At 73.2% G+C, this 22595-nt stretch carries 22 protein-coding genes; 6 read left to right on the top strand and 16 right to left on the bottom strand.

Annotation, left to right across the window (positions count from 1 at the left end):
- Positions 1–119: 119 nt before the first annotated feature.
- The 9 genes from V2S66_RS23280 to V2S66_RS23320 all read right to left on the bottom strand — a co-directional run bounded on the left by V2S66_RS23280 (position 120) and on the right by V2S66_RS23320 (position 8069).
- A complete protein-coding gene (locus V2S66_RS23280) occupies positions 120–407 on the bottom strand; it encodes a hypothetical protein (RefSeq protein ID WP_330798061.1) in 288 nt (95 codons plus the stop codon).
- Between the two features lie 54 nt (positions 408–461).
- Positions 462–2663 carry a substrate-binding domain-containing protein gene (locus tag V2S66_RS23285; protein WP_330798062.1) on the bottom strand — a complete coding sequence of 734 codons (2202 nt, stop codon included), beginning with the start codon at positions 2661–2663 and terminating at the stop codon, positions 462–464.
- A gap of 5 nt (positions 2664–2668) precedes the next feature.
- Positions 2669–3109, bottom strand: a complete 441-nt coding sequence (locus tag V2S66_RS23290) for a hypothetical protein (RefSeq protein ID WP_330798064.1) — start codon at positions 3107–3109, stop codon at positions 2669–2671.
- A gap of 73 nt (positions 3110–3182) precedes the next feature.
- On the bottom strand, positions 3183–4112 hold the full coding sequence (locus V2S66_RS23295; RefSeq protein WP_330798066.1) for a YhjD/YihY/BrkB family envelope integrity protein: 930 nt from the start codon (positions 4110–4112) through the stop codon (positions 3183–3185).
- 101 nt (positions 4113–4213) lie between these two features.
- Positions 4214–4885 carry a hypothetical protein gene (locus V2S66_RS23300; RefSeq protein WP_330798067.1) on the bottom strand — a complete coding sequence of 224 codons (672 nt, stop codon included), beginning with the start codon at positions 4883–4885 and terminating at the stop codon, positions 4214–4216.
- Positions 4882–5250: a hypothetical protein gene (locus tag V2S66_RS23305; protein ID WP_330798069.1), complete on the bottom strand. Its 369-nt coding sequence runs from the start codon at positions 5248–5250 to the stop codon at positions 4882–4884. Before V2S66_RS23305 ends, V2S66_RS23300 begins: the two co-directional genes overlap by 4 nt.
- Positions 5251–5255: 5 nt before the next feature.
- Complete coding sequence (locus V2S66_RS23310) at positions 5256–7088, bottom strand: WXG100 family type VII secretion target (RefSeq protein WP_330798071.1); 1833 nt, start codon at positions 7086–7088, stop codon at positions 5256–5258.
- Position 7089: 1 nt separating this feature from the next.
- Positions 7090–7779: a hypothetical protein gene (locus tag V2S66_RS23315; protein WP_330798072.1), complete on the bottom strand. Its 690-nt coding sequence runs from the start codon at positions 7777–7779 to the stop codon at positions 7090–7092.
- Positions 7776–8069: a DUF6507 family protein gene (locus V2S66_RS23320; RefSeq protein ID WP_330798074.1), complete on the bottom strand. Its 294-nt coding sequence runs from the start codon at positions 8067–8069 to the stop codon at positions 7776–7778. The genes V2S66_RS23315 and V2S66_RS23320 overlap by 4 nt, the downstream gene beginning before the upstream one ends.
- A 198-nt stretch (positions 8070–8267) precedes the next feature.
- Here V2S66_RS23320 and V2S66_RS23325 point away from each other — a divergent pair, with 198 nt between their 5' ends.
- Positions 8268–8861, top strand: a complete 594-nt coding sequence (locus V2S66_RS23325) for an NADPH-dependent FMN reductase (protein ID WP_330798076.1) — start codon at positions 8268–8270, stop codon at positions 8859–8861.
- Positions 8862–8957: 96 nt separating this feature from the next.
- Positions 8958–9320: a winged helix-turn-helix transcriptional regulator gene (locus V2S66_RS23330; protein WP_330798078.1), complete on the top strand. Its 363-nt coding sequence runs from the start codon at positions 8958–8960 to the stop codon at positions 9318–9320.
- 56 nt (positions 9321–9376) lie between these two features.
- Here the strand turns inward: V2S66_RS23330 and V2S66_RS23335 are convergent, their stop codons facing one another.
- The 3 genes from V2S66_RS23335 to V2S66_RS23345 form a co-directional block, all read right to left on the bottom strand.
- Positions 9377–9700 (bottom strand): L-rhamnose mutarotase, encoded by a 324-nt coding sequence (locus V2S66_RS23335; protein WP_330798080.1) that lies wholly within the window; start codon positions 9698–9700, stop codon positions 9377–9379.
- Between the two features lie 97 nt (positions 9701–9797).
- Positions 9798–12176 carry a phosphoketolase family protein gene (locus V2S66_RS23340; RefSeq protein WP_330798082.1) on the bottom strand — a complete coding sequence of 793 codons (2379 nt, stop codon included), beginning with the start codon at positions 12174–12176 and terminating at the stop codon, positions 9798–9800.
- 123 nt (positions 12177–12299) lie between these two features.
- Positions 12300–12881, bottom strand: a complete 582-nt coding sequence (locus tag V2S66_RS23345) for an Rv1733c family protein (protein WP_330798084.1) — start codon at positions 12879–12881, stop codon at positions 12300–12302.
- A 305-nt stretch (positions 12882–13186) separates the two neighbouring features.
- On the opposite strand from V2S66_RS23345, the gene V2S66_RS23350 reads away from it, so the two are divergent.
- The 3 genes from V2S66_RS23350 to V2S66_RS23360 all read left to right on the top strand — a co-directional run bounded on the left by V2S66_RS23350 (position 13187) and on the right by V2S66_RS23360 (position 15900).
- Positions 13187–14152, top strand: a complete 966-nt coding sequence (locus V2S66_RS23350) for a hypothetical protein (RefSeq protein ID WP_330798085.1) — start codon at positions 13187–13189, stop codon at positions 14150–14152.
- Positions 14149–15402, top strand: a complete 1254-nt coding sequence (gene fahA, locus V2S66_RS23355) for a fumarylacetoacetase (protein ID WP_330798087.1) — start codon at positions 14149–14151, stop codon at positions 15400–15402. The genes V2S66_RS23350 and fahA overlap by 4 nt, the downstream gene beginning before the upstream one ends.
- 81 nt (positions 15403–15483) lie before the next feature.
- A complete protein-coding gene (locus tag V2S66_RS23360) occupies positions 15484–15900 on the top strand; it encodes a cupin domain-containing protein (RefSeq protein WP_330798089.1) in 417 nt (138 codons plus the stop codon).
- Between the two features lie 25 nt (positions 15901–15925).
- On the opposite strand, the gene V2S66_RS23365 is transcribed toward V2S66_RS23360, so the two are convergent.
- The 4 genes from V2S66_RS23365 to V2S66_RS23380 form a co-directional block, all read right to left on the bottom strand.
- On the bottom strand, positions 15926–18208 hold the full coding sequence (locus V2S66_RS23365) for a beta-xylosidase/alpha-l-arabinosidase (RefSeq protein ID WP_330798126.1): 2283 nt from the start codon (positions 18206–18208) through the stop codon (positions 15926–15928).
- A gap of 95 nt (positions 18209–18303) precedes the next feature.
- On the bottom strand, positions 18304–19122 hold the full coding sequence (locus tag V2S66_RS23370; RefSeq protein ID WP_330798090.1) for a carbohydrate ABC transporter permease: 819 nt from the start codon (positions 19120–19122) through the stop codon (positions 18304–18306).
- The gene (locus tag V2S66_RS23375; RefSeq protein WP_330798091.1) at positions 19122–20051 is read right to left on the bottom strand and encodes a carbohydrate ABC transporter permease; all 930 of its coding nucleotides are present in this window, start codon (positions 20049–20051) and stop codon (positions 19122–19124) included. The genes V2S66_RS23370 and V2S66_RS23375 overlap by 1 nt, the downstream gene beginning before the upstream one ends.
- Before the next feature lie 14 nt (positions 20052–20065).
- The gene (locus tag V2S66_RS23380; protein WP_330798093.1) at positions 20066–21364 is read right to left on the bottom strand and encodes an ABC transporter substrate-binding protein; all 1299 of its coding nucleotides are present in this window, start codon (positions 21362–21364) and stop codon (positions 20066–20068) included.
- Positions 21365–21515: 151 nt separating this feature from the next.
- Here V2S66_RS23380 and V2S66_RS23385 point away from each other — a divergent pair, with 151 nt between their 5' ends.
- Positions 21516–22556 (top strand): LacI family DNA-binding transcriptional regulator, encoded by a 1041-nt coding sequence (locus tag V2S66_RS23385; protein ID WP_330798095.1) that lies wholly within the window; start codon positions 21516–21518, stop codon positions 22554–22556.
- Positions 22557–22595 lie beyond the last annotated feature (39 nt).

Genomic DNA, 22595 nt, shown 5'->3' on the forward strand with positions numbered 1-22595 from the left:
AGCGCTCTCTCGAAGACGTACCCTGGGGCTCGGGGAGCGCTGTGTCAAGCGATTCGGAGAGCGCTCTCGCAAGTCCGCGCTCCAGGTGGTCACAGATGTCCGTGGGGCCGCTGGGACCGTCAGGAGCGGGCGCCCGAACCGCGCCCCGGGCCGGGCGCCGCACCGGGGCCGGGGGTCGGCGCGTCGGCCCACGTCATCTCCTTGAGGGCCATCCGGGCGGCCGGCGCGGAGCCCGGCAGCGTCGCCCAGTAGGGGTGCGCGGTGATTCGCACCGAGAGCCGCACCAGGCGGCGCCGCAGCACCGTGGTCTGCGTGCCCGAGCCACCGCTCGCGGCCAGCTCGCGATAGGTGGCGTACCAGTCGCGCTGCGCCTGGACGAGGTCGTCGGGGAAGGAGTGGTGGGGCATGGGAGGGATTCTGGCACACATTCGAACGGCTGTGCGATAACCGGGCCGCGGCTGTCACCTGCCGCCGAGCGCGTCCCTCAGCTTCCGGTCCAGCGTGTCCGCGAAGGTGTCGATGGGGAGCGGCCCGGTCGCCGTGATCCACTGGTGGACCTGCGACTGCAGCGCCTCGGTGAAGGCGCCGTAGTACGGCGTGCGCGGCCGCTGCACCGCCGCGAGCAGGGCCGGATAGAGGACGCTCCTGGCGTGGACCTTCGCCACGGCGGCCGGCGCCACCCGGTAGCCGACGCTCCCCGGGCTCGTCGCGGCGCCGCCGGAGGCGACCAGCCAGGAGTCGCCGTCCGCCGGCTGCGCCTGGTCGTCGCCGGCGGAGGGGCCGCGGTATCCCGCGTCGGTGAAGACCGCCAGGCCCGCCGGGCCCGCCAGCCAGTGGTGGAGGTGCGCCACCGCGTCCCGCCTCGCCTGCGCGTCGGGGTCCGCGCCCCCGCTCCAGGTGACCTGGACGAACGGCAGGTCCAGGCTCCCCACGTCGTCGGGGTACAGCGGAACCCGCCGGCCGAGCTGATCGGCCTGGCCGCCGAGCCAGTCCGCGGACCTGGCGTTGAACTGCGCCATCACCTGCTCGGGCAGCAGCACCGCGGCGTCCTCCCTCAGCTCCCGCGCCCCGTTGAGCTCCCGCATCAGCTCGTAGGAGCTCCGCGGCGCCGGGCTGAGCCGTTGCGTCTGCTCCTCGACCGTCCGCACACCGGCGTCGCCGACCGGCTCGTCGATGGCGTTGGCGCCGTAGAGGGCGACCGTCGCCAGTTGCGCCGAGTCGGTGAACTCCGGGTCGTCGCGCAGCAGTACGGTCTTCGGGTCCGCGGTCCGCACGTCCGCCACGAGCTGGTTCAGATGCCGGTCGGCGCCGTTGTCCGGCGGCGCAGGGACGGACCGGGGCACCGCGAGCACGATCGGGGAGGACGCGATCGATCCGAGGTTCCGCAGCGTGACCGGGCCCTCCCCGTTGTCCGCGCGGGCGTGGCTGGTGCTGGAGCCGGGTATCCAGACGTCCGGCTGGGCGCCGATGTCGCGCTGCGGCTGGAAGTCGCCGTCGCCGGACGGGTTCTGCCAGCGCAGCGACTGCTGCAGCCCGGTCACGACGTCGGTCGCCTTGGGCGATTCCACGTCGATGTCGGAGCGCCGGCAGCCGCCGGCCCCGTGGTTCTCCGACGACGCGAGGTACCCGGACACCGCTTGGCGTACGGTCGGCGCGACGTCGGGGTCGGTGAGCACCCGCAGTTCGAGCGGCGGAGCGCACGGCGGGTGGCCGCTCGCCAGCCGGTAGGTGCCGTAGCCGCCGGCCGCGGCCAGCACCACCGCAGCGGCGGTCAGCGCCACCGGCAGGGCGCCGGAGCCGCCGCCGGCGCGCCGCAGCCGGCTCCGCGGCCAGGCCCGCAGCGACGTCGCCCAGGCCGCCAGCGTCTCGCCGGCGCGCTGCCACAGCGGGTCGTCGAGCCCGGCCCGCAGGCCGATCACCACCTCGTGGTCGGTCTCCGCGCGGTGGTAGCGCGGCACCCACGGGTCGCCCTCGACGGTCGTGCGGTCGCGCATCGCCTGCCGCAGCGCCTTGGCGAGGGGTACCACGCGGATGACGTTCGTGCCCTCCTCGACGCCGTTGTGCAGCAGCCGCACCAGCTGCTCGGTGTACGGGGTGGCGCGGCTGCCGTTGCCCGCCGGGATGCGCCGGTTGACCTGGACCGAGGTGAGGACGGATATCCGGTCGCTGCCGGCCTGCACGTCCCCGGCGCCGAAGGACCTGAGCGCGTTGCCCGCGAAGCAGCAGTCCAGGATCACCACGATCTGGCCGACGTGCTGCTGCCGGGCGGCGTTGCGCAGCCGGGGCAGCACGTCGGTGCGCCAGGAGACCGCCTCGCTGTACGTGGGGCCGTTGTCGTCGTCGAAGCGCTCCGAGGCGCCGCAGGCCAGCAGCAGGTCGCCGCCGTCCTGCGGGGCCCTGCCGTGCCCGGCGAAGTAGAGCAGGAAGAGCCCGCGGGCCTGCTTGAGGTCGCGCTCCAGGTACTGGAGGAACTGGGTGCCGGTCTGCGGGGACTCGACCTTGACCTCGTGGGCGCCGAAGACGCCGCCGCTCATCAGCGCGTCGAACAGGGCGCCCAGGTTGCGCTTGACGCCCGGGAGGTTCTCGTCATGGGTGTAGCGGTCCACCCCGACCAGCAGCGCGCGGCTGGCCCTGCCCCGGGGGTCGTAGTCGCGGGCCGGCACGTCGGCTAACCGATCCTTCCGGCCTCGCCGTCCCGCGGGCCGGACGCCCCCGCCGCGTCGTCGGTCGCCGCGCCGCCGGTGCGGTCGGTGGCGTCCGTGGCGTCCTCGGCGTCGTCCGCGCCCGCGGAGGAGTCCTCGACGGCGACCCGGCCCTCGATCCGGCGCTCCCCGCCGCTGAGGTTCGTCGTGAAGGCGTGCACGGAGGTCTTCACGTGCTCGTACAGGTCGTTGATGACCGGGTTCAGCGCCGCGCCGGCGAGCACCAGCACGATCTCGGTGACGACCCCGCCCATCGGCGGCCCGTCCGGCCCCGCCGCCTGCTCCCTGCCGTCGCGCCCGCGGTAGACCACTCTCAGTCCGTACTGCGCCTGCGCGTCGGTGAACCACTCCTCCAGGCTCAACCAGCTCCGCAGCGCCTTGAGGTGCTGCGCCTGGTCGCCGGTCAACCGGATGGAGATCCTGTGGCCCGCTTCCCCTCGCGTCATAACAGTCAACTCTGGCACGGTTGTTGACGTGCCGTCACGTGTCCGGCGCAAAACGCTCGCGGTCCAGCAGCGGCGCCAGCGGCGGCTCGGTGGCCAGCACCGCGCCGGCGGTGAGGGTGAAGGTGATCACCGCGCAGCAGGCGATCAGCCACGACAGCAGGGTGAACACCGAGCCCAGTGAGCCGTAGGTGGCGATGCTCCGGTTGAGGGCGAGCGGCATGTAGAACCGGGCGGTCACCGAGAGCGCCGTCATCGCGGCCGAGGTCAGCAGCGCCCCCGGCAGCAGGCGCAGCCAGGGCACCCGCGCGCTGAGCAGCAGCCGCTGGGTCCACCACCACACGGCGACGTCGGCCAGGAAGAGCAGCGGCACCCCGAGCAGCGGCCCGAGGCCGAAGCCCTTGCGCAGCGGGCCCTGCAGCACCAGCACCGCGCCCCAGGCCACCAGCCAGACGAACCAGCGCCACACCGCCACCCTGGCGCCCGCGCGGGGCAGCAGCCAGGCGCGTTCGCACACCCGGGCCATCGCCCGGCTGCTCGCGGTGGCCGACAGCAGCACGATCACCGCGCCGATCGCGCCGGTGGTCCCGCGCAGGCCCTCGTGCGAGCCGCCGGCCCCGGCCCCGTACACCTCGCGCAGCTGCTCCGCCGAGGCGCCGGTCAGCCCGAACAGGTCCCGGGTGGACGTCACCAGTTGGTCCCGCACGCTGCCCGGCATCAGCGCCGCGGCCACGAACACCAGCGGCACGGCGGTCAGGAAGAGCTGCGCCGCCAGGCGCGTCGCCGCGTCCAGCACGTTGACCGACAGCAGCCGGGCGGTCAGCTCGGTGATCACCGGGAACCGCCGCTGCGCCGCCGCCCAGGTGCGCTCCGCCCGGCGGTGCCACCGCGCCCACAGGCCCTGCCGGCGCGATCGCGCGCCCCGCCGGCGCGGCCCCCCGGCCGGTGGCGGGGCGGCTGCGGCCATGCGGGGGACCTCCACTGCGGGACGGAGAAAACGCGGGCAGTGAAGGCATTATGCGCGGAACGCGGTATTTCGCGGAGTGTTTCGGGGCGCGGCCCCGCCGCTCATTCCACCAGGTCGGGGCGTACGTAGGCGGGCGGCACGTCGGCGAGGAGGATGGCGCGGAAGGTCTCGGGGACGTCCGCCAGGGCGACCACCTGCATCGGGTCGGCCAGCCCCGTCTCGGCGGCGGCCGCCGCGAAACCGTCCGCGGCGAGCGAGTCGGCCCCCGGCGCCGGGTCGGTCTCGTAGACCACGAGCACCTTCTCCCGCGCGTCGGCCACCCGGTAGCGGGTGACGTAGACCCGGCGGACCGCGGTGAACTCGATCCGGGGGAGGGCGGCGGCCAGCAGCCGCGGCTGCTCGTCGCCGCCGGACTTGATCGCGATGAACGCCCCGGACGGGAACGGCACGCTCGCCGCGAGCACGATGTCGCGTTCCGCCGCGGCGACGAGCAGCGGCGAGGCGGCCCGCGGGTTGATCAGCAGCCCGCAGCCGGGCGGGAGTTGGGTCAGCAGCAGCGGCACCGGGATCTGGAACAGCCGGTATCCCTCTGGCAGGTCGCCGCTGATCTCCTCCGGGTCGGTGTACGCCACCGCGCAGGGCTCGCCCCCGACGTCGGTGAACAGCGGTTCCGGGCCGCGTTCCGTGGTGCGCACGCCGATCAGCACGGTGCTGTCGGCGATCCTGAAGACCAGCGGCGTGACCTCGACGGGCCCCTCGGCGGACTCGCTCATGACGCGTTCAGCCCGATGTCGGCGTCGGCGTCGGGCCACCCGGCCGGGAGCGGCGCGGTGATGCCGACGAGGTTGGCGCTGTCGCCCAGTGACATGGACGCGCGCTGGCCGCCGGGCCGGGAGGCGACCGCCGCCAGCCCGATCGTCGGCGGGAAGCGGAACTCCGCGCGCAGCCGCTCCAGGTGGAAGGGGCGGGCCAGGGTCAGGTCCCAGTAGCCGAAGTGCGGGTCGGTGATGTGCCAGTCCCGCTCGACCCGGTTGCCCCAACGGACCTCCGCGGCGACCACCGGGTCCAGGTGGGCGTGCGGGTTGTCGCCCGTCCCCGCCGGCTGGACCGGCACGGGCTGCTCGGATGGTGTGCTCATCTGCTTCACCTGCTCGGTGCGGTGACGTCGGCGCCCGCCTGGCCCACCCGGGTGACGCCGCTCACGATGGTGGCGCCGCCCTCCGCGGTGCGCTGGGTGGCGGCGTTGGTGAGGATGGGGGAGCCGGGGGCGAGGTCGAAGTTGTTCAGCGGGATGCGGCCGCCGCCGCTGAGGTCGACGAAGCCGTTGCTCACCGGCAGCCGGTGGCCCGCGGCGTCCACCACGGAGATCGCGCCGCTGTCGATGTGGGCGCCGATGTCCGGGACGAAGTACTGCGGCAGGCCGCCGCCGCCGAACTGGGAGTTGGCCACCGCCTTCGAGCCCGCCACCGGGAGGTCGCTGTTGACCTGGAGCTGCACGCCCTCGACACGGTAGTTGTGCTCGATGAACTTGTTCAGGTCGGACGGGCCGACCTGGACGCCGCGGCTGATCGCGTCGCTGTCGCCGCCCAGCGAGGCGATCGTGCCCTCCGGCATCACGAAGCCGGTCAGCTTGGGGTGCAGCGCCTCCAGCCGGGTGCCGGCCGGCAGCGTCGTGTCCTGCCACAGGTCGATGCCCGGATAGCCGCCGGAGCCCTGCCAGCCGCGGGCCGCCTGCGAGGGCAGCAGCCCCGCCGCGTCCCGGCCGCCGCGCCAGCCCGCGGACATCTCGGAGAAACCGTTCTTCATCGAGCCGAAGAAGCCCGCGCCGTCGCCGAATCCGGCGCCGAAGCCGGTGAACGCGCCGGCCGCCCCGTACCGCAGGTCGGTCGCCATCGAGGAGAGCTTGCCCCAGGCGGTGAACGGCAGCGCCCGCAGCAGGCCGGGCAGCGCGCTGCGGCCCTCCCACAGGGCCTTGGCCGCGGTGCCCATGCCCTTGACCGCGCCCCAGCCGGCGCCCAGGAGGTGCGTGCCCGCGCCCAGCAGGCCGCCGGCCTCGAAGGCGGTGCGCAGCTCGGCGAGCGTGGTCAGGCCCTTGGTCATCGGGATGCAGCTCAGCGCCGCGAGCCCCACGTCCCACAGTGACGCCTGGCCCTGGCTGTATTTGTAGAGCGTGTCGGCGAGCACCAGCAGCGCGGCCGCGAACACGATCCAGGCGATCGGGCCGCCGATGATCAGCGCGATGATGCCGCCGACGGCCACCACGATCTTCGCCACCACGATGAGCCCGTGCCACACCTTGGCCGCTATCTCGCCGAGCTTGTGCCAGAAGGAGTCCGGGGGGATGCCGGCGTCCGCCGCGTCGTGCAGCTTCCTGCCCGCGGTCTGCGCCGCCCCGTCGCGCAGCGAGGCGGCCTGCCCGGCCAGCTTCCTCGCCGCCTCCAACTGCGCCTGCGGACCGCTGAGCTGGGACGTCAGGGAGTCGACGTCGGCCTGCGCGGCGGTGTGCTTGCGGGCCTGCTCCTTGACCTGCGCCGGGTCGGGGGGCTGCGGCGAGGAACCGCCGGCCTTGTCCAGCCCGCTCAGCGTGCCGGCGGCCGTCGCCAGCCGGCTGTGCAGCGACTGCACGGTGTCGTAGACCTCGCGGGCCTGCGACAGCGCGCGGTCGGCCTGGCCCTGGGCGTGGTCCAGGTCGGTGGCGTAGCCGTCGAGCGCGTCTGCGGCCATGTGGTGGGAGTGCGCGACCTTGTCGAGCTGGCCGGGGAACTTCCCGATCGCGTCCTTGAAGACGTCGCCCGCGGCGCCGATCCACGACATCGTCGCCTGGTCGCCGGCCAGGCTGCGCACGTTGCGCGCCGCGCCGTCCGCGGTGTCCGCGATCGTCCGGGTCCTGCGGGACAGCTCACGAATCCGCTGCACGTCGCCCGGCGTCGGGTCCTCGTGCAGGTCCAGGACGTGCCAGTCGGTCGGACGAGCCATCTCAGACTTCCTCCACGAGTGCGGCGGCCGGACGGAGCCGGAAGGTCCCGGTGATCGCGTCGAAGACGTCGAGCAGCGCGGGGGCCACCTCGACCGCCGGGCTGCTGCAGGTGACGACCGCGATCCGGTTGACGTCCGGCACGGGTACGTAGGTCTGCATGATCACCACGCGCACCGAACGGGTCAGCCCGCCGCCGGACGCCGATCCGGCGTCGGGGTCCTCGACGTCCTCGACGCCGTAGGTGCGCGCGGCGGTTCCGGCCCGTGGCAGGTCCACCGTGGTGACCTCGGTCCACGGATCGCCCTCGCCGCGGGCGGACTTGGTGCGGAAGGTCGCGAGCAGCGGCGAGAGCCGGTCCGGCGCGCCGCTGTCGGCGTCGACCGGGCCCGGCAGGAAGGAGACGGTCACGCAGGCCGGCAGCAGCCCGTCGGCGACCGGCTCGGCCATCACCGCGCAGTAGACCGCGCCCGCGTCCCAGGCGGCGGCCGCCTGGTTGCGCACCAGCCGCACGATGTCCGCGCGGCGCTCGCGCAGTTCGGGCAGGTCGGTGATGCGCCGGTTGACCAGGTCGGCCGCGGAGGCCGCCCGGGTGGCGGGCCGCACGTCGACCTCGAACCAGCTGTCGGGGACGTCCAGCGCGTAGCCGTAGCCCGCGTCGAGCCGGGGGCCCTGACCGGTGGCCGGGCTCACTCGCCGGCTTTCCGGGTGAGCTGCTTCGCCAGGTCCTCGTCGACCTTGGTGTAGGCCTTGATCGCCTCGGTGACCATCGACGCCAGGCTGCCCGCGGTGTGCTCCACGTGGCCGCGGCCGTCGCGCCAGTGGCTCTCGAAGTGGTGCATGGCGTCGCGCACCGTGCCGTGACCGTAGTCCGAGTCGTAGGAGTCGATGGCCGAGTGGCTCTCCTCAAGCCCCTTCTTCACCGTGTTGAGCTGCCCGCTGAACGTCTCCAGCGCGGTCAGGTCGTACCCCAGATCGGGCATCCCCCGCTCCCGTCCCTCCGTGGTTGGGCTCTGCTCGGCCTCCGCCGGGGCCACAGCTTGCCACAGACGGTGACGCGGGCCGAGTGCCGGTGTCCGCGGTCCTCGATGGGCTGGGCACTAAGCTATTCTTAGTGCCAAGCCGGGCGTCTTCGCGTCCGGACGCACGGATGTGCCGACGATCTTGCGAGGAGCAACGCGATGGCGAAGCTGGGAATCATTGTGGCGAGCACCAGGCCCGGCCGGGTGGGACTGCCGGTGGCGCAGTGGTTCGAGGAGGAGGCGCGGGCGCACGGCGGCTTCGACGAGATCGACCTCATCGACCTCGCCGAGGTCGCGCTGCCGTTCATGAACGAGCCCAGCCACCCCCGCCTGCGCCAGTACAGCCACGACCACACCCGCGCCTGGAGCGCCCGGGTCGCCGCCGTGGACGCCTTCGTGTTCGTGATGCCCGAGTACAACTACGGGTTCAACGCCGAGCTGAAGAACGCGATCGACTACCTCCACCACGAGTGGCAGCACAAGGCCCTCGGGTTCGTCAGCTACGGGGGCGTGTCGGCCGGCACCCGCGCGGTGCAGATGCTCAAGCAGGTGGTCACCACGGTGAAGATGTCGCCGGTCGTCGAGGCGGTGTCCATCCCGTTCGTCCAGCAGTTCCTCGACGACGAGGGCAGGATCGTGCCGAACGACGTGATGACCGCCTCGGCCAAGACGATGCTGGACGAGCTGGTCCGGGTCGAGAAGTCGCTGCGCGCGCTGCGTCCGGTCCTCGCGGACGGGCCGCACGGCGCCTGAGCGGCGGCGGGCGGTACCCCGCGCCGTACGGTGGAGCACACCGTACGGCGCGGGGGCCGGGGCAGGTACGGCGGGTGGGTGAGGGGAGTTCCCAGCATGACCGAACAGGCGTCGACAGCCGAGGTGCACCGGGTGTGCCGGCGGTACCACTCCGCCATCGAACTGATCGGCGGCCGCTGGACCGGGGCGATCCTGAGGGCCGTCTTCACCGGCGGCCACCGGTTCGCGCACATCAGGGCGGCGGTGCCGGGGCTCAGCGACACGATGCTCGCCCAGCGGCTGCGCACCCTGGAGGAGAACGGTCTGCTGGAGCGCCGGGTGGGCCCGCCGCCCCAGGGCGGCGGCGCGCCCCCGCTGATCGAGTACCACCTCACCGACAAGGGGCGCGAGCTGGAGCCGGTGATCGAGGCGGTCATCGCCTGGTCGCACCGCTGGCTGCCGGAGCCGGAGGAGGTCTGAGCGCGGTCTGAGCGCGTGGGCTCCCGGTCCGCGGCTCCCGTGCGGGGCGCGGCGTCTCAGTCGAGGTGGAAGACCTCTTCCAGGGGCGCCCACCACTCGCCCTCGGCCGCGCCGTCGACCGGCTGCTGGCAGGGGTCGGTGAGCAGCCACCACGCGCGGGTGGCGGGGTCGGCGGCGATGGCCGCGGTGTCGGCGGCGTAGTCGTCGCCGGTGTACTCGAGGTAGCTGAAGAGCTGCCCGTCCCGCAGGAAGATCGAGTAGTTGCCGATGTGGGCGCGCCCGAGGGCGGCCAGCACGTCCGGCCAGACGGCCGCGTGCAGCTCCCGGTACTCGGCTTCCCTCTCCGGCCGGAGCCGGATGATCGCGGCGTGGCGCTGCACGTGAGGTCCCTCCCCGATGGCTGCTGAGGCGGGAGGAGCCTACCGGGGCCGCGGCCCGGCGAGGAGCGGTGCGCCGGTGCGGCCGCGATCGGGCCGCTCACTCCTCCCAGGCCCAGTCCGCGACTTCGGGCAGGTCGGTGCCGTGTTCGCGGATCCAGGCGTGGTGGCGCAGCCGGGTGTCCTCCATGACCTGGCGGACGGGGGCGGCGGGGACGGCGAGGCCGGGGACGCGGTCGATGACGTCCATGACGAGCCGGTAGCGGTCGAGGTCGTTGGCGACGACCATGTCGAACGGCGTGGTGGTGGTGCCGATCTCCTTGTAGCCGCGCACGTGCAGGTTGCGGTGCCCGGTGCGGCGGTAGGCGAGCCGGTGGATCAGCCACGGATAGCCGTGGTAGGCGAAGATCACCGGCTTGTCCGGGGTGAACAGCGCGTGGTACTGCGGCTCGGACATGCCGTGCGGATGCTCGTCGTTGGGAAGCAGCCGGGCCAGGTCGACGACGTTGACGACGCGCACGGCCAGCTGCGGCAGGTGGTGGCGGAGCAACTGGGCGGCGGCCACCACCTCCTGGGTGGGCACGTCGCCCGCGCACGCCAGCACGACGTCGGGCTCGCGCCGCCTGTCCTCGGTGCCGGCCCACTCCCAGATGCCCGCGCCGCGTGCGCAGTGCGCCTGGGCGGCGTCCATCGACAGCCAGTCGAAGGTCGGCTGCTTGCCGGCGACGACGACGTTCACGTAGTCCTTCGAGCGCAGCGCGTGGTCGGCGACCGAGAGCAGCGTGTTGGTGTCCGGCGGCAGGTAGACCCGGACGACCTCGGGCGCCTTGTTGAGGATGTGGTCGATGAAGCCGGGGTCCTGGTGGGAGAAGCCGTTGTGGTCCTGCCGCCAGACGTGCGAGGTGAGCAGGTAGTTGAGCGAGGCGATGGGACGGCGCCAGGGCAGCGCCCGGGTGGTGCGCAGCCACTTGACGTGCTGGTTGACCATGGAGTCGACGATGTGGACGAACGCCTCGTAGCAGGAGAACAGGCCGTGCCGGCCGGTCAGCAGGTAGCCCTCCAGCCAGCCCTGGCAGGTGTGTTCCGACAGGATCTCCATCACCCTGCCGTGCCGGTCCAGGTGTTCGTCGACGTCCAGCACCTCGGCCTGCCACGCCTTGCCGGTGGCGCCGTAGACGGCCTGCAGCCGGTTGGACGCGGTCTCGTCCGGGCCGACGAGGCGGAAGTCGCGGCGGTCCGCGGTGTCGGCCATCACCTGCTCCAGCAACGCGCCCAGCACGCGGGTGGGTTCGTGGAGCGTGTTGCCCGGCCGGTCCACCGCCACGGCGAAGGTCCGCAGGTCCGGGAGGGGCAGGTCGCGCAGCAGCAGGCCGCCGTTGGCGTGCGGATTCGCGCCGAGCCGCCGCGCGCCCGCCGGCACGCACGCCAGCACCTGCGGGCGGGGGCGCCCCTGGTCGTCGAAGAGCTCGGCGGGGCGGTAGGAGCGCAGCCACGCGTCGAGTTGCCGCAGGTGCTCGGGGTTGGTGCGGACTTCGGACAGCGGCACCTGGTGGGCGCGCCAGGTGCCCTCCACCGGCAGGCCGTCGACCTCGGCCGGTCCGGTCCAGCCCTTCGGGGTGCGCAGCACGATCACCGGCCAGGCCGGACGCGTGGTGGCGCCCCGCTCGCGGGCGGCCTCCTGGAAGGCGGCGATGCGGTCCAGCGCGGTGTCCATGGCCGCGGCCATCGCCCGGTGCACGGTGAGCGGGTCGTCACCGGTGACGTGGATCGGCTCGTGGCCGTAGCCGCGCAGCAGCGCGTCCAACTCCGCCCGGGGCAGCCGGGCCAGCACCGCGGGGTTGGCGATCTTGTAGCCGTTCAGGTGCAGGATCGGCAGCACCGCGCCGTCGTGCACCGGGTCGAGGAACTTGTTCGCGTGCCAGGAGGCGGCCAGCGGCCCGGTCTCCGCCTCCCCGTCGCCGATCACGCACGCCACCAGCAGGCCGGGGTTGTCCAGCGCGGCGCCGTAGGCGTGCGACAGCGAGTAGCCCAGCTCGCCGCCCTCGTGGATCGATCCGGGCGTCTCGGGAGCCACGTGGGAGGGGACCCCGCCGGGGAAGGAGAACTGCTGGAACAGCCTCCGCATCCCCGCCGCGTCCCTGGTGACGTTCGGGTACGTCTCGGTGTAGCTGCCTTCGAGCCAGGAGTTGGCAAGCACCGAAGGGCCGCCGTGGCCGGGCCCCCAGACGCAGATCGCGTCCAGGCCGCGGGCCCCGATCACCCGGTTGAGGTGGGTGTGCACGAGGTTCAGCCCGGGGGAGGTGCCCCAGTGCCCCAGCAGCCGCGGCTTGACGTGCTCCGGGCGCAGCGGTTCGTGCAGCAGCGGGTTCGCCATCAGGTAGATCTGGCCCACCGCGAGGTAGTTCGCCGCCCGCCAGTGCGCGTTCAGCGCCTCCAGTTCCTCGTCGGTGAGCGGTGCGGACGCGGGGGCGTCGGGCATGGGGTCCTCCACGCGGTCGGGTCGATGCCTTACCCGTTCCGGGGCAGAGGGGTTCCCTCACGGGGCCATCCGGGTGGACCCGGCGGCCCGGCGCGGGTCACCCCGGCGGCGCGCCCGGCGCGCTCAGGCGGGGTGCCGCCCCCAGATCGGCCCGACCTGCGCCCACTCCCGGCCCAGCGCCGCCACCCGCCGGCGGTTGAGCAGCGCGACGGCCGCACCCTGCGCGGCCAGCGCGGTCAGGCACACCGCGGTGGCCACCATCAGCCCGAAGACCACGGCGCGCGCCTGCGCCTGCGCCGGGTCCGCGGGGTCGCTGCGCAGCGTGCCGTGCCGGTCGAGCCAGATCCCGACGTGCTGGCCTGCCCTGCTGTTCGGCGCCACCATCGCGTCGCCGGTGCGCAGCGTGCCGTCGGCCGCGGTCCACTGGACCTCGGCCGCGACCCGCACGTTGCCGACGCCGACCGCGCTCCAGCCGGTGGCGGGCGCCGAGGACGCGTCGTCCACCAGCACGGCGGTGGCGCGGTGCCAGGCGGCGGTGGGTCCCGGGGAGTGCTTCACCATGCCGAGACCGGCGGCCGTCCCGGCGAGTGGAGCGCCGAGGCACAGCAGCAGACCCGCCACGAGCACCACCCACGCCTCGGTACGGTCGCTGCGCCGCCGCAGCGGATTGGGGCGCCAGCGCCAGAATCTCAGGGTGGTCCGCATCGCGCTCTCCCTTCCCCTCTTCTCCTCTTCCCGCTGCGGCGGTGGTCACACTGGTCGGGCCGCCCCGCGGGGGGCCGGATCGCACCGGGAGGCGAGGCGGAGGGCAGGGCGGCGGCTCAGGCGGGCATTCCGATGGCAAAAATCCGCTGAACCCGCTATCGGCTGGTCAGATTGTCCAGTGCCTCGCGATGATGTTGTCACGGGTGCCCTCCTGGGCCTGTACTGGCTTGTGTCCGTCCCCGCCCGAGCGCCGCCCGCGGCGCCCGTCCGAGTCCCGATCCACCGGCACCACCTGGGAGTACGCCGTGACCCCGTCCCGCGCCGCCGCGTCCGCGGCCCCCGCCGTGCCGCCGCTGTTCGCCGGACTGTGCGACGACGCCGCGCTCTTCCCGCCGGGGAACGCACCCGTCGCCGCCGCCGTCCCCGCCCACCGCGTGCACCGCTCGGCCTGGTACGCGGCGCTGGTCGGCCCCTTCCTGGTCGGCGCGGACCGCATCGCCGAGGTGGGCGGCACAGCCGCCGCGGACGGCCCGCTCGACGTGGTGCTGGTGGTACGGGCCGGCCCGGTCGCGCTGGCGCCCGCGCTGGACGCGCTCGCCGCGTGGCCGAGCCTGCGGCTGGCCGGCGTCGAACTGGGCCCCGACGCGGGCGGCACACCCGCGGAGGCCGCCGCCCGGGGGATCGCGGTGCTGGAGCGCACCCTGCCGTCCGGGACGGCCGGCGTGCTGGAGATCCGGCGGGGTCCCGGGCTCGCCGCCGCCCTGGACACGGTGGCCGCCTCGCCCTACCGGGCGAAGTACCGCACCGGCGGCCTGGAGTCCGCGGCCTTCCCGCCGGTGGCCGAGCTGGCCGCCTTCCTCACCGGGTGCGCCGAGCGCGGCCTGCCGTTCAAGTGCACCGCCGGCCTGCACCACGCGGTGCGGCACACCGACCCCGCGACCGGCTTCACCCACCACGGCTTCCTGAACATCCTGGCCGCCACGGTCGCGGCCACCCCCGCCGGCGACCCGACCGCCACCGCCGCGGCCGGACCGCAGGGTGATCCCGCGCAGGACCCGATCAGCCGCGCCGTCGCGCTGCTGGAGAGCACCTCGGGCCGCGAACTGGCCGCGGCCGTCGCCGGCGTGACCGACCGGGGACTGTTCACCGCCTACGGCACGTGCGGCATCGACGAACCCCTCGACGACCTGGCCGCGCTCGGGCTGCTCGCCCGGCCGGCCGGCGCACCGCCCCTGCCCTCCCTTCCGTCCCCGATCCTGGATGGCTCATGACCGCCTGCTGGCTGGAACTGCCCGACGACGCGCTCTTCGGCGTGCACAACCTGCCCTACGGGGTGTTCACCACGCCCGACGAGCCCTCACGCCGCCGGATCGGCGTGGCGATCGGCGACTACGTCCTGGACGCCGGCGCCGCCGCCCACGCCACGCAGGCGCTGCGCGAGGTGGCGGCGCCGCTCTCCGCGCCGGCGCTCAACCCGCTGCTGGCCGCGGGGCGTCCGGTGTGGACCCAGGTGCGGGCAGCGCTGATCGCCTGGCTGACCGACGCCGACCACCGGCCGGCCGTCGAGCCGTGCCTGCTGCCCCGCCAGGACGTCGCCCTGCACCTGCCGTTCGAGGTGGGCGACTACGTCGACTTCTACTCCTCCGAGCACCACGCGACCAACCTGGGGCGGCTGTTCCGGCCGGGCAGCGAGCCGCTGACGCCCAACTGGAAGCACCTGCCGATCGGTTACCACGGCCGCTCGGGCACCGTCGTGGTCTCCGGCACCCCGGTGATCCGCCCGCGGGGCCAGCGCAAGGCCCCCGACCAGGACGCCCCCGGCTTCGGGCCGAGCCGCCGGCTGGACATCGAGGCGGAGGTCGGCTTCGTCGTCGGCGCCGCCTCACCGCTCGGCGTCCCCGTGCCGCTGGACGCCTTCGCCGACCACGTCTTCGGGGTGTGCCTGGTCAACGACTGGTCCGCGCGGGACCTCCAGGCGTGGGAGTACGTGCCGCTCGGCCCGTTCCTCGGCAAGTCGTTCGCGACCTCACTGGCGCCGTGGGTGGTGCCGCTGGACGCGCTGGACCACGCGCGCACGGCGCCGCCCGCTCGCGACGTCGCGCCGCTGCCGTACCTCGACGACCGCGAGGACGCCGAGCCGTGGGGCCTGGACCTCGACCTGGAGGTGCGGCTGAACGGCACGGTCGTCTCCCGGCCGCCGTTCGCCGGCATGTACTGGACCCCGGCCCAGCAGCTCGCGCACATGACGGTCAACGGCGCCGGCCTGCGCCCCGGTGACCTCTACGCCTCGGGCACCGTCAGCGGCCCCGAGCACGGCACCGAGGGCTCGCTGATCGAGCTGGCCTGGAACGGCGAGCGCCCGCTGAACCTGCCCGACGGCTCCACCCGCACCTTCCTGGAGGACGGCGACGAGGTCACCGTCAGCGCGACCGCGCCCGGCCCGCACGGCACCCGCATCGGCCTGGGCGAGGTCACCGGCCGGGTCCGCCCTGCCGGGTCCGCCCCGCTCGCACCGCACTGACGCCGGACCGGCGGCGCGCCCCGGCCGTTCGTGCGAGGAACGTACAAGACGGGCGCCGGGCCGCCGCCGGAAGCTGGCGCCATGACCGACACCGCCCCGCCGCATGCCGCCGCCGCACCGCGGACCGCCGCCCCCGCTCCTGAAGCCGTCGACCTCGCCGCCAAGCTCGCCCTCTTCGACGAGCTGTGGGCCCAGCGCACGCTCGCATCCGTCAACGACTACGAGGTCAAGATCGCCAAACTCCGCGGGGAGTTCGTCTGGCACCGGCACGACGACACCGACGAGCTCTTCCTGGTGATCAGCGGCCGGCTGACCCTCCAGCTCGGCGGCGCCCCCGACGTGGTGCTCGGCCCCGGGCAGCTCTACGTGGTGCCCCGGGGCGTCGAGCACTGCCCGCGCGCCGAGGAGGAGACCGCCGTACTGCTGCTGGAGCCGGCCGGCACCCCCAACACCGGCTCCGCGGGAGGGGCGCGTACGAAGGCGCCGGTGGCCCTGTAGCGCGACCGCGCGCGGCCGCCGCCCGTCAGCGGGCGGCCGCCGCGGCGGTGGTCCAGGAGGCGTGCAGCCGCCTGGTGTGGTCGAGCGTGCGCACCGCACCGGTCAGCGTGCCGATCACGGTCAGCCGCAGGTCCGTCGAGGAGGCGCCTAGCCGCAGCTCGATCTCGCCGGGCTCGACGATCCGCCGCCCGTCCAGGCCGGTGAAGGACACCAGGTCGGCCGGCACGCTCAGGCGCACCCGGGCCGCCTCGCCCGCCGCCAGGTGCAGGCGGCGGTAGCCGATCAGCCGCTGCACCGGCTGCACCACGGACGCGACCGGGTCGTGCACGTACAGCTGGACGACCTCCGTGCCCTCGCGCTTCCCGGTGTTGCGGACCGTGAACGCCAGCCGTATCCCGTCCGCGGTGTCGGCCGTCAGGTTCTCCACGTCCAGCTCGGTCCAGTGGAAGGTGGTGTACGTCAGCCCGTGGCCGAAGCCGAAGGCCGGCGTCGGGTCGATGCTGGAGACCTCGCTGACCTGGCCGAGACGCGCCGCCAGATACGTCGAGGGCTGCACCCCCGGCCGCCGCGGCACGCTGACCGGAAGCCGCCCGGAGGGGTTGACCCGGCCGCTGAGCACGCCGGCCACCGCCGAGGCGCCCTCCTCGCCGGGGAAGAACGCCTGCACCACGGCGGCCGACTCGGCCACCCCCCGGCCGAGCACGTAGGGCCGCCCGGCGAGCAGGGTGACGATCACCGGCGTGCCGGTGTCGAGCAGGGTGTCCAGGAGTTGCTGCTGCACGCCGGGCAGCGCCAGCGACTCGGCGTCGCAGCCCTCCCCGCTGGTGCCGCGGCCGAAGAGCCCGGCGCGGTCGCCGAGCGCCAGCACCACCACGTCCGCGTCCGCGGCCAGCCGTACGGCCTCGGCGAAGCCGCCGGTGTCCTGGCCGTCGACGCTCGCCCCCGCCGCGGTGTCGATCGTGCAGCCGGGGAACTCCGCCGCCAGCGCCTCGCGCAGGGTGGGCAGTGCGATGCCGACCGGCGACTCGGGGTGCCGGGAGCCCACGTGCACGGGGAAGGCGTAGCAGCCGAGGACGGCCGTCGGGGTGTCGGCGGTGGGGCCGATCAGCGCGATCCTGGCCGGCCGGGCGAGCGGCAGGATGCCGTCGTTGCGCAGCAGGACGATGCTCTCCTCGGCGACCCGCCGGGCCATCGCCCGGTTGCCCGCCGGGTCCAGGTCGACGGTGCCCCGCAGCTCCTGCGGGTCTGTCAGGTCGGCGCCGGCCAGCGCGGCGGGCACCGGGTCCCAGTCCGGGTCGAGGAGCCCGAGCTGCGCCTTCTGCGTGAGCACCCGGTGCAGCGCGCGGTCGACGACCGCCTCCGGGACGACCCCGTCGGCGATGGCCTTGAGCAGCGGCTCGCCGAAGGTCTTCACGGTGGGCAGTTCGACGTCGACGCCGGCGGCCAGCGCCAGCCCGGCGGCCTCGCCGAGACTGCCCGCCAGGCCGTGCAGGGTCTTCAGGAACGCGATGCCGAAGTAGTCGGCGACGACGGTCCCCTCGAACCCCCAGGTGTCCCGGAGCAGCCCGGTCAGCAGCCGCTCGTCGGCCGCCGAGGGCACCCCGTCGGTGTCGGTGTAGGCGTGCATCACCGAGCGCGCCCCGCTCTCGCGGACCGCCATCTCGAAGGGCGCCAGGATCACGTCGGCGCGCTCGCGTGCGCCCATGCCGACCGGCGCGAGGTTGCGGCCGGCGCGGGAGGCGGAGTAGCCGGCGAAGTGCTTGAGGGTGGCGACGATCCCGGCGGACTCCAGGCCCTGGATGTAGCCGGTGGCGACGGTGCCCACCAGGTACGGGTCCTCGCCGATGGTCTCCTCGACCCGTCCCCAGCGTGCGTCGCGCACCACGTCGAGCACCGGGGCGAGGCCCTGGTGCACGCCGACCGCGCGCATGTCGCGGCCGATGCCCGCGGCCATCTCGCGGATCAGCGCCGGGTCGAAGGTGGCGCCCCAGGACAGCGGCACCGGATAGGCGGTGGCGCCCCAGGCCGCGAACCCGGCCAGGCACTCCTCGTGCGCGAGGGCGGGGATGCCGAAACGGTTCGCCTCGATGATCCTGCGCTGGCTGCGCAGCAGGGACAGGGCGCCGAGCGCCGGGTCGACCGGGTCGGTGCCGAAGGGGCGGGTCAGCTGCCCGAGCCCCTGCGGCAGCAGCGACTCCAAGGCCGGCGGTTCCTCCATCTCGTGCTGATAGGGGGCGACCTCGCCGCCCTCGTCGGAAGCGCCCACCCACACGCCGAACAGCTGCGCGACCTTCTCCCGCAGGGTCATCGCGGCGATCAGCGCCCGCGCCCGGGTCGCGGGCGCCAGGGAGGGGTCCCGCCAGGCGGGAACAGCGGAATCTGTCTCTTCGACCACGGTGCCGGTCACTTTCCTCCGACGCCCATCAGCCCCTGGACCAGGGCACGGCGGGCGAACAGGTAGACGATGAAGATGGGCAGCATCGACAGCACCACCGCGGCCAGCAGACCGGGGATGTCGATGCCGTGCTCGGTCTGGAAGTTGAAGAGGCCGAGGGTGATGACCTTCGAGGAGTCGGACTGGGTCAGCACCAGGGGGAACAGGAAGCCGTTCCACGCCTGGAGGGCGGAGAAGACCACGATGGTGGAGAGGCCGCCCCTGGACAGCGGCAGGACCAGCTGGAAGAAGACCCGCCACGGCGCCGCGCCGTCCATCGCCATGGCCTCGTAGAGGTCCGCGGTGATGTCGCGCATCACGCCGGTGAGGATCAGCGCGCAGACCGGCAGCGAGAACGCCGCGGTCGGCAGGATGACGCCGATCAGGTTGTCGTACAGACCCGCTTTGCTGATGACGTAGAACATCGGCACGACCACCGCCTGCGCGGGGATCGCCAGACCGAGCAGGAAGAGCCGGAAGACGCCGGTGGTGATGCGGCCCCGGCCGCGCACGATCGCGTACGACAGCGGCGGCACCACCAGCAGCACGATGGCGACCACCGCCAGTGTGACCAGGACGGTGTTGAGGAAGAACCGGCCGAACCCGTTGGAGAAGTCCTCGGTGTAGTTGTGCAGGGTGAGGTGCTCGGGGAGGGCCAGCGGGCCGTTCGCGGAGTAGTCGGAGCGGGACTGCAAGGTGGCGGCCAGCATCACGTAGAGCGGCAGGCCGATCAGGAACAGCCAGACGAGGGAGCCCAGTCCCGCCAGGTAGTTGGGGCGGCGCTTCATCACAGGCCCTCCGAGGAGCTGCGCATCGTGTCGTAGCCGGAGACCTTCACGACGACGAGCGAGATGACCGTGGCGATGAGCACCAGGACCAGGGCGATGGCCGAGCCGCCGCCGAAGTCGAAGCTCTTGAAGGCCCGTTGGTACATGTAGTAGGCGCTGATGGTGGTGTCGGTGCCGGGGCCGCCCTGGGTGAGGATCAGCACCGTGTCGAAGGTGGTGAGGCCGCCGACCACCATGAGGATCATCGAGGTGATCATCGTGTTGCGCAGCTGCGGCAGCGTGATGTGGAAGAACTGCCGTACGGTGCCCGCCCCGTCGATCGCCGCGGCCTGGTAGAGCACCTGCGGGACGGCGCGGGCCGCGCCCTGGTAGATCAGGGTGTGGAAGGGCGTGTACTGCCAGGCGCCCACGAAGACCAGCACGCCGATGGCGCTGGTCTGCCTGCCGAACAGGTTGCCGTCCCCGAACAGCCAGGTGGCCTGGGCCGGCACGCCGAAGTTCGGGTCGAGCAGCGCCCGCCACAGGATGGACACCGCCGTCGCCGACAGCAGCAGCGGCACGAAGTAGATCGCGGACAGCACCGCCCGGTTGCGCTGGCGGCCGGCCGCCCACACCCCGAGCAGGATGCTCAGCGGGGTCTGGACGGCGACGCCGAGCACCGTGATCAGCACGCTGAGCCACAGGCTCTGGATCATGGTGTGGTCGTGGACCAGCGTCTTCCAGTTGTCCAGCCCGGTGAACTCGGGCGAGCCCAGACCGTCCCAACTGGTGAAGGAGAGCACGGCGACCAGGACCAGCGGGACGACGGCGAAGAGGAGGAAGAACAAGGTGGCGGGCACCGCCCAGGCGAAGCCTGGGCGGGCCACGGCGGCGCCTGTCCGGCGTGCGGGCCGGCGCCTTGCCACCCTCGGTGCGGCAGAGGTGGTCATGTCGGAATCCCGGTTCAGGACGTGGGCAGGGCCTGCATGGCCTTGATGAAGCCGTCGGCGTCGAGCTTGCCGTCGAAGAACTGCTGCACGGCGGTGTGCATGCCCTCGCTGGCCGTCTGCGGGTACGCCTGGTCCCACGAGAGCTGGAACGAGGGCGCCGCCTTGACCAGGTCGTACTGGAACTTCGCGTACTCCGGTATCGCCGCGGTGCTCAGGAAGTCGACGGTGCTGGTGGTGGTCGGCAGGTTGCCGATCGCCATCTGCGCCTTCACGAACTCGTCGGAGGACTGCAGCTTCAGGAACCGGGCGACGGCGTCCGGGTACTTGGTCTTCTTCAGCACCGAGTAGAAGTTGTTGGTGTTGCCGACCACGTCGGCGGGGTCGCCCTTGCCGCCGCCGACCGTCGGGAAGGAGGTGAAGCCGAGGCCGGACGTGGCGAAGTCGGGGTTGTCCTGCTGCTGCTGGGAGTAGTACCAGGAGCCCATCAGCTCGAAGCCGGCCTTGCCCTGCGCCACGAGCGCGACCGAGCCGCCGTCGGTGTACTTCACCGAGTCGTAGTTGGTGCCGAAGGCGCCGGCGTCGACCAGCTCCCTGAGCTTCGCCAGCGCGGCGCGGCTGTCGGCGCTGTCCCAGGCGGACTTGTCGCCGCCCATCGCCTTCTCGAACAGGCCGGGGCCCGCGATGCGGTCGTACATGTACTCGTACCACATCAGGGTCGGCCACTGGTCGCCGCCGCCCAGCGCGATCGGGGTGACGTGCCTCGCCTTCAGGACCCTGACCGCGTTGAGCAGGTCGTCCCAGGTCCTGGGCTCGGTGAGGCCCGCGTCCGACAGCACCTTCTTGTTGTCGAACAGCAGCACCGGCTGGGTGCCGCGCATCGGGATGCCGTACGACCTGCCGTCCAGCACCGCGCTGTTGAACACCGACGGCAGGAAGTCGGACTTCAGGGCGGGGTCCTTGGCGATGAAGCCGTCCAGCGGGAGCAGGAGTCCGGCCTTGACGAAGGGCGCGATGCTGCCGCCGCCCCAGTTGAAGAAGACGTCCGGGGCCTGCTTGGTGTTGATGATCGTCTGCAGCTTCTGCTGGTAGTCCGCGCCGGGGATGGTCTGGAGGACCGCCTTGACCTTCGACGTCCTGTTGAAGGTGTCGACGATCTGCTTCTCGACCTTGTTGCTCGCGTCGCCGTACACCAGAACCTTGAAGCTGCCGGAGCCGCTGCCGCCGGAGCTGCCGCCGCCGCACGCGGCCAGGGTCAGACCGAGGGCGAGCACCACGCTGCCGGCCACGGCACGCGGAAGCCATCTCTTCTTCATCGTCCAGCCTTTCGAAAAGTTTCGGCCCCTTCGCCGAAAATTGCTGCGCGCTGCGACGCTAGGGTGCGTCCCGGAAGGGGTCAACCCTCGGGATATGGGTTATCAAAGCGTTACCGTGGGGTGGCAACGAACGTGCCGTACGCTGCGGTGCATGGATGTTGCAGGGGAATCGAGCCGGGTGACCCTGGCTCAAGTGGCCGAAACTGCGGGGGTCTCGATCTCGACAGTTTCGAAGGTCCTCAATGGCCGGCAGGACGTCTCCGCCCCCACGCGGCTCAAAATCGAGCGTCTGCTGGAGGTGCACGGCTACCGCAGGACCACCCGCGCCGCGCCCGAGGCGCCGCTCATCGAGATCGTCTTCCACGAGCTGGACGCGATCTGGGCGATGGAGCTGATCCTCGGTGTCGAGGCGGTGGCCAAGGACCACGGCGCCAGCGTGGTGCTGACCGAGAGCGGCACCCGGCACTCACCCGGCGCGGAGTGGATCGACGGCGTGCTGCGGCGCCGCCCGGTCGGCGTCATCCTGGTCTTCTCCTCGCTGCCGCAGGTCTTCAAGCAGCAGCTCAGATCGCGCTCGATCCCCTTCGTGATCATCGACCCGGCCGGTGATCCGGAGCCCGACGTGCCCTCCGTCGGCTCGGCCAACTGGTCCGGCGGGCTGGCCGCCACCCGCCACCTGATCGAGTACGGGCACCGGCGGATCGGCATCATCACCGGGCCCGAGGACATGATGTGCTCGCTGGCCCGCCTCGACGGCTACCGCTCCGCGATGACCACCGCCGGCCTGGAGATCGACCCCTCGCTGATCGCCTTCGGCGACTTCCACGTCGAGGGCGGCTGCGCCCACGCCAAGCACATGCTCGACCGCTCCGACCGGCCCACCGCCATCTTCGCCGGCAGCGACCTGCAGGCCATCGGCGTCATGGAGGCGGCGGCCGCCCGCGGGCTGCGCACCCCCGAGGACCTGTCGGTGGTCGGCTACGACGACGTCGCGGTGGCCCGGTGGTCGCGTCCCGCGCTGACCACCGTGCGCCAGCCGCTGCGCAAGATGGCCGAGGCGGGGGCGCGGATGCTGCTGCGACCCGGCGGCCCCGAGGGTGCGGCGACCCGGATGGAACTGGCCACCAGCCTGGTGGTCAGGAAGAGCACCGCGCCCCCGGCCGGGACCGGCCCTTTGGTCCAGACCTATTGACGAGTGGTCGAGACCGCCTCTACAACTCATTCCAGGGCC

The organism is Actinacidiphila polyblastidii (assembly GCF_036353415.1).
GTDB lineage: Bacteria > Actinomycetota > Actinomycetes > Streptomycetales > Streptomycetaceae > Actinacidiphila > Actinacidiphila polyblastidii.

Coding starts and splice junctions, on each gene's coding strand:
- V2S66_RS23370 (WP_330798090.1), bottom strand. CDS start 19,122: ATGAAGCGCCGCCCCAACTACCTGGCGGGACTGGGCTCCCTCGTCTGG.
- V2S66_RS23310 (WP_330798071.1), bottom strand. CDS start 7,088: ATGGCTCGTCCGACCGACTGGCACGTCCTGGACCTGCACGAGGACCCG.
- V2S66_RS23340 (WP_330798082.1), bottom strand. CDS start 12,176: ATGCCCGACGCCCCCGCGTCCGCACCGCTCACCGACGAGGAACTGGAG.
- fahA (WP_330798087.1), top strand. CDS start 14,149: ATGACCGCCTGCTGGCTGGAACTGCCCGACGACGCGCTCTTCGGCGTG.
- V2S66_RS23345 (WP_330798084.1), bottom strand. CDS start 12,881: ATGCGGACCACCCTGAGATTCTGGCGCTGGCGCCCCAATCCGCTGCGG.
- V2S66_RS23375 (WP_330798091.1), bottom strand. CDS start 20,051: ATGACCACCTCTGCCGCACCGAGGGTGGCAAGGCGCCGGCCCGCACGC.
- V2S66_RS23365 (WP_330798126.1), bottom strand. CDS start 18,208: ATGACCCTGCGGGAGAAGGTCGCGCAGCTGTTCGGCGTGTGGGTGGGC.
- V2S66_RS23325 (WP_330798076.1), top strand. CDS start 8,268: ATGGCGAAGCTGGGAATCATTGTGGCGAGCACCAGGCCCGGCCGGGTG.
- V2S66_RS23320 (WP_330798074.1), bottom strand. CDS start 8,069: ATGCCCGATCTGGGGTACGACCTGACCGCGCTGGAGACGTTCAGCGGG.
- V2S66_RS23305 (WP_330798069.1), bottom strand. CDS start 5,250: ATGAGCACACCATCCGAGCAGCCCGTGCCGGTCCAGCCGGCGGGGACG.
- V2S66_RS23385 (WP_330798095.1), top strand. CDS start 21,516: ATGGATGTTGCAGGGGAATCGAGCCGGGTGACCCTGGCTCAAGTGGCC.
- V2S66_RS23300 (WP_330798067.1), bottom strand. CDS start 4,885: ATGAGCGAGTCCGCCGAGGGGCCCGTCGAGGTCACGCCGCTGGTCTTC.
- V2S66_RS23380 (WP_330798093.1), bottom strand. CDS start 21,364: ATGAAGAAGAGATGGCTTCCGCGTGCCGTGGCCGGCAGCGTGGTGCTC.
- V2S66_RS23295 (WP_330798066.1), bottom strand. CDS start 4,112: ATGGCCGCAGCCGCCCCGCCACCGGCCGGGGGGCCGCGCCGGCGGGGC.
- V2S66_RS23330 (WP_330798078.1), top strand. CDS start 8,958: ATGACCGAACAGGCGTCGACAGCCGAGGTGCACCGGGTGTGCCGGCGG.
- V2S66_RS23280 (WP_330798061.1), bottom strand. CDS start 407: ATGCCCCACCACTCCTTCCCCGACGACCTCGTCCAGGCGCAGCGCGAC.
- V2S66_RS23360 (WP_330798089.1), top strand. CDS start 15,484: ATGACCGACACCGCCCCGCCGCATGCCGCCGCCGCACCGCGGACCGCC.